The organism is Methylobacterium trifolii (genome assembly GCF_022179685.1).
In the GTDB taxonomy this organism is placed as follows: domain Bacteria; phylum Pseudomonadota; class Alphaproteobacteria; order Rhizobiales; family Beijerinckiaceae; genus Methylobacterium; species Methylobacterium trifolii.
The window spans coordinates 1-1,673 of sequence record NZ_BPRB01000014.1 but is presented as its reverse complement, the minus strand read 5'-3'; the positions used below and the strand labels follow the sequence as shown (position 1 = coordinate 1,673).

General features: G+C 67.1%; 1 protein-coding gene and 1 pseudogene. One reads left to right on the top strand and one right to left on the bottom strand.

Annotated elements, in window-relative coordinates:
- Nucleotides 1-29: 29 nt before the first annotated feature.
- Nucleotides 30-1,354: pseudogene (tnpC, locus tag COGEMETH_RS01365) on the bottom strand (IS66 family transposase).
- Nucleotides 1,355-1,402: 48 nt separating this feature from the next.
- Here tnpC and COGEMETH_RS01360 point away from each other — a divergent pair.
- On the top strand, nucleotides 1,403-1,673 hold a 271-nt coding region (locus COGEMETH_RS01360), incomplete at its 3' end, for a transposase (RefSeq protein ID WP_238180828.1).

The window sequence follows — 1,673 nt, the reverse complement described above, 5'->3', positions numbered from 1 at the left end:
GTAATTACCCAGGCCCGTAATGGCGGGGTTTAAGCGCTGACGGTCTTGAGGATGGTGCCGAAGGGCGTGGCACCGGTCAGGCGCGCGGTATCAACGACGGTGCGGATGGCGGCCTCGCCCTGGGCGGCCCACATCGCCCGATAGCCGTTGGTCACCTTCCGCTGCACGACCGCCGGGCGCAGCAGTCGCTCCGAGCCGTTGTTGGTCGGCTCGACCGCGCCGGGATGGACGAGGAAGACCAGGAGCTGACCGCGGGCCCGACCGATCTTGGCCTGGAGGCCTCGGGTCAGATCGCAGCCGCTCGGCGTGGCGAGGATGGCGCCGAGTTGTCGATCCAAGGTCCGGCGCTTGGCTGCTAAGGTTGAGGTGGCCAAGTCGGTGACGCGCTCGGCCAGGGCGAACACGGCGTGCAGCCAGAGCTGCAATCGCCAGGGCACGGGGTCGTCGCTGACCTCGACGACGTAGGCGACGTCCCGGGCGAGATGGGCGAGGCAGGTCTGGTGCGAGGTCGCATGGCCCTGTTGAGCCGTGTAACGGTCCGAGTTCCACACCGCGGGCCGGTGGCCGTCCATCATCTCCCGCACCACGACGGCGCCCCGCGTCGGCGAAGCCTGATGGACGACCGCCTCGGCCGAATGGAAGACCCAATGGTAAGCGTTGCTGCCCTCGATGCGCACGCCCATCTCGTCCGATACGACCACCGCGGCCCGGCGCAGGGCGGACACGGCGGCCTCGCGACCGGAGCGGAAGCGCCTTTGCGCGCGCTGAAGCAGGTTCATCAGCCCGCCCTGGCTGAGGGTGAGACCAAACAGGTCCGACAAGGCCGCCTGCAGCCGCTCGTAGGACAGCGCCTGGAAGGTCTTCAGATACGTCGCCACCGCATGCAGCCGCGGGCCGATGGTTCGACGGGCTCACCATGAGGGGCGTGCCGCGCGCCGCCTCCGGCACCGGCGCGACCACCCGCGCCTCGCAGGTCGGGCAATGAACGACCAGTCGCCGATGTTGAGTGACGACCGGCGCCACCTCCGGCAACTCGATCCGCTCGGACACGCTCACGATCTCGGCGGAAAGATCGCCGTGCAGGGCGCCGCCGCAGCATGAACAGCGGTCGGGACGATGCTCGACGACCGCGTTGGGATCGTCGCTGATCGCCCGGCTATGCCCCTCGTGCCCCGGCTTCGCTCCGCCGGGTTTGGATTGCTCGCGCCGCTCTTTGCGGTCCGTCGCCGGTGGATTGGACGAAGTGCGCGAAGTCTTCTCCGGGCGCTGCAGCCGCAGCACCACCTCATCCTGAGCCCGTCGAAGGATCGATCAGCTCCTCGCGGCTCAACCGCTCAAGATCGCTGCGCCCCATCCCATAAAGGAATTAGCGAAACCCGACCCCCGCAAGGGAGGTGGGTAATTGCATCAGCGATTGTCGGAGAACGGCGATCCCTTGGTGAAGCTCGCGGCCCTGATCGACTTCGACGCTTTCCGACCGAAGCTGACAACTGCGTTGAAGTGGTCAGACGGATCGAGGGGTGGCCGCCCGCCCTACGATCCGGTCCTCATGTTCAAGATCCTGATCCTTCAGACGCTCTACACGCTGTCAGACGACGCCACCGAGTTCCAAATTCGCGACCGGCTGTCGCCTCATCCTGAGCTCGTCGAAGGACATGCGTTTTCTCGGCCTC